The organism is Nocardioides sp. P5_C9_2 (assembly GCF_054049555.1).
The window spans coordinates 1-3,567 of the sequence record NZ_JBFUMD010000414.1 but is presented as its reverse complement, the minus strand read 5'-3'; the positions used below and the strand labels follow the sequence as shown (position 1 = coordinate 3,567).

General features: G+C 73.7%; 2 protein-coding genes and 1 pseudogene. 2 read left to right on the top strand and 1 reads right to left on the bottom strand.

Annotation, left to right across the window (positions count from 1 at the left end):
* Positions 1-1,393 (bottom strand): annotated as a pseudogene (locus tag ACXJKL_RS17175) (ABC transporter); the annotation flags it as partial.
* Between the two features lie 123 nt (positions 1,394-1,516).
* On the opposite strand from ACXJKL_RS17175, the gene ACXJKL_RS17170 reads away from it, so the two are divergent.
* On the top strand, positions 1,517-2,311 hold the full coding sequence (locus ACXJKL_RS17170) for an ABC transporter ATP-binding protein (RefSeq protein ID WP_457208232.1): 795 nt from the start codon (positions 1,517-1,519) through the stop codon (positions 2,309-2,311).
* A gap of 10 nt (positions 2,312-2,321) precedes the next feature.
* Positions 2,322-3,567: ABC transporter permease (locus ACXJKL_RS17165; protein ID WP_457208231.1), on the top strand; the 1,246-nt coding region annotated here is incomplete at its 3' end.

Sequence of the window (3,567 nt, the reverse complement as noted above, 5' to 3'; positions counted from 1 at the left end):
AGCGGGCGGCGCGCCCGAAGAGGTGGGCGCTGGTGGGCGACTCCGCGACGTCCTCCAGGCCGGCGATCGGGCCCGAGTAGAGGACCCGTCCACCGCCCTCGCCCGCGGCGGGCCCGATGTCCACCACCCAGTCCGCACGTCGTACGACGTCCATGTCGTGCTCGACGACGAAGAGCGAGTTGCCGCCGGCCTTGAGCGCCTCGAGGACCTCGAGCAACGGCTCGGCGTCGGCCGGGTGGAGGCCCGCGGAGGGCTCGTCCAGCACGTAGACGACGCCGAAGAGGCCCGAGCGCAGCTGGGTGGCGATCCGCAGGCGCTGCGCCTCGCCGGGCGACAGCGTCGTCGAGCTGCGTCCCAGCGCGAGGTACCCGAGGCCCAGCCCCAGGAGCACCTCGATCCGGGAGACGAGGTCGCCGCTGATGCGCCCGGCGACGTCGTCGCTGTCGTCGGTGACCGCCGGGCGCAGGAGCTCGGCCAGCTCGGTGAACGGCAGGGCGTTGGCCTCGGCGATCGAGATGCCGGCGACGGTGACGGCGAGCGCCTCGACCCGCAGGCCGCTGCCGTGACAGGTCGGGCACGCGGCGCTGCGGACGAAGGGCAGCACCTTGGCGCGCATCGCCTCGCTGGTCGAGGAGGCCAGCACCTGACGCACGTGCCTGCGGGCGCTGCGGAACGTGCCGTGGTAGTCACGGCCGCCGCCCCCGTCCTTGTCCTGCGGGCGGATCAGGACCGAGGGCTGCTCGTCGGTGAACAGCAGCCAGTGCCGGTCCTCGGGGTCCAGCTCGCGCCAGGGACGGTCCACGTCGATGCCGAGGTTCTTCACGATGCGGCGCAGGTTGTGCGCCTGCCAGGCCCCCGGCCACGCGGCGATCGCGCCGTCACGGATGCTGAGCGAGGTGTCGGGGACCATCAGGTCCTCGGCGACGTCGTGCACGACGCCGAGGCCGTGGCACTCGGGGCAGGCGCCCGCGGCCGTGTTGGGGGAGAAGGACTCCGCCGCGAGGTGCTCGGCGCCGTCCGGGTAGCTGCCCGCCCGCGAGTAGAGGATGCGCAGCAGGTTGGACAGGGTGGTGATGGTGCCGACCGTCGACCGGGAGCTCGCGGCACCACGGCGCTGCTGGAGGGCCACGGCGGGCGGGAGCCCCGAGATCTCCTGCACGTGCGGTGCGCCGACCTGGTGCAGCAGGCGGCGGGCGTAGGGGGCGACGGACTCGAAGTAGCGACGCTGCGCCTCGGCGTACAGGGTGCCGAAGGCCAGCGACGACTTCCCGGACCCGGAGACCCCGGTGAACGCCACGATCGCGTCCCGGGGGAGGTCGACGTCGACGTCGCGGAGGTTGTGCTCCCGGGCGCCTCGGACGCGTACGTACCCGTCGTGCCTCTCGCTGCTCACGCCCCTGTCTAGCCGACCGGCGGAGCGTGACGCGCATCGGGGGGCCGCGCCGCCTCCCATGGTCCCGGCGCTGGAGGCCGTTGGGCTCTGGGCCCGGCCCGGTCCGCGCCGCAGGGTGGAGGCATGGCCTCGCACCCAGCGGCCGCGACCGCGCACTCCGCAGCCGGATCGGCAGCACCCAGCGGCGACGGGGTCGAGCACGCCGCGTGCGCCCGGCACGCGGTCAAGGTCTACGGCACCGGGGACACGGCCGTGACAGCCCTGGACGACGTGACGCTCGAGCTCCCGCCGGGCCGGTTCACCGCCATCATGGGTCCGTCGGGGTCCGGCAAGTCGACGCTGATGCACTGCATGGCCGGCCTGGACACCCTCACGAGCGGGCAGGCGCTCGTGGGCGGGACGGACCTGGCCTCGCTCTCGGACCGCGAGCGGACGATCCTGCGGCGCGACCGGCTCGGCTTCGTGTTCCAGTCGTTCAACCTGCTGCCGACGCTCACGGCCGAGGAGAACATCACCCTCCCCGCCGACCTTGCGGGCCGCACCCCCGACCAGGCATGGCTGGAGACCGTGGTCACCACGCTCAAGATCGCGGACCGGCTGGGCCACCGGCCCTCCGAGCTGTCCGGGGGCCAGCAGCAGCGGGTCGCGGTGGCGCGCGCGCTGATCTCGCGTCCGGAGGTCGTCTTCGCCGACGAGCCGACCGGGGCACTCGACTCCAGGGCCAGTACGGAGCTGCTCCGGTTCCTGCGGTCGGTCGTCGACGACCTTGGCCAGACGGTGGTCATGGTGACCCACGACCCCGGCGCGGCGGCGTACGCGGATCGAGTCGTGTTCCTCGCCGACGGCGCGGTCGTGGAGGAGCTCCGCGACCCGAGCCGGGAACGGATCCTGGACATCATGGGCCGCCTGGACGGCTGAGATGCTCCGGGTGTCCCTGCGCAACCTGCTGGTCAACAAGCTGCGCCTGTTCCTGACGGTGATGGCCGTGACAGTCGGGGTCACCTTCGTGTCCGGCACGTTCGTGCTCTCCGACACGATGCTCAAGGCCTTCGACGAGCTGTACACCGGCCTGACGTCCGGCACCGACGTCGTCGTGAAGTCGCAGGCGGCGTACGACGCCGACATCGCCGTCACCGGCGGGCAGGTCCGTCCGCTCGACGAGACGATCGTGGCCTCGGTGCGCGAGGTCCCCGGAGTGGCGGTCGCCGAGGGCGCGGTGACGGGCTTCGCGCTCGTCCTGGACGACCACGGCGACCCGATCCAGCCGGGTGGAGCACCCACGTTCGGCACCAGCGTGACCGTCGACCGTCGCCTCGCCGGCGCCGCCACGTTCCGGGAGGGCCGGGCGCCCGTCGGGCCCCACGAGATGGTCCTGGACGCCCGGACCGCCGCGAAGGGCGGCTACGAGATCGGTGACCGGGTCGTCGTCGTGCTCCAGGACGGCCCACGGACCTTCCGGCTGGTGGGCGTCGTCGGCTTCGGCGAGTCCGACAGCCTGCTGGGCGCCACCCTCTCCGGCTTCGACCTGGCCACGGCCCAGCGGGTGCTCGGCAAGGCGGGCGTCGTGGACGAGGTCGACGTCATGGCCACCGACGGCGTCGACGCGGGGGAGCTGCGCGACCGGATCGCGCGGGTGCTCCCCGACGGTGTCGAGGCCTTGACGGGGGAGCAGGTGGCCGACGACGGCACGCAGGCCGTCCGGGACTCGACGGGGATCTTCACCACCATCATGCTGGTCTTCGCCGGCGTCTCGGTGGTGGTCGGGTCGTTCGTCATCTGGAACACCTTCAACGTGCTGGTCGCGCAGCGCCGGCGTGAGGTCGCCCTGCTGCGCGCGGTCGGAGCGACCCGACGACAGGTCCTGCTGGGGGTCCTGGTCGAGGCCGCCGTCATCGGCCTGGTGGCGGGCGTGGTCGGGCTGCTGCTGGGGGTCGGCCTCGCCGCCGGCATCCGCTCGCTGCTCGAGCTCGTCGGCCTGGAGATCCCGACGACCTCGCCGGCGATCGAGCCGCGGACCGTGGTGGCCGCGCTGGCCGTGGGGCTGCTGGTGACCATGGTGGCGGCCCTCGTGCCGGCGTGGGCGGCCACGCGGGTGGCCCCCATGGAGGCGCTGCGCCACGCCGTGCCGGCCAGCGGAGCGGTCGGGCCGGGTCGCCGCCTCGCCGGCTGGTGCG

Excerpts from the sequence above, each read along its gene's own strand:
- ACXJKL_RS17170 (WP_457208232.1), top strand. The coding sequence starts at position 1,517 with ATGGCCTCGCACCCAGCGGCCGCGACCGCGCACTCCGCAGCCGGATCG.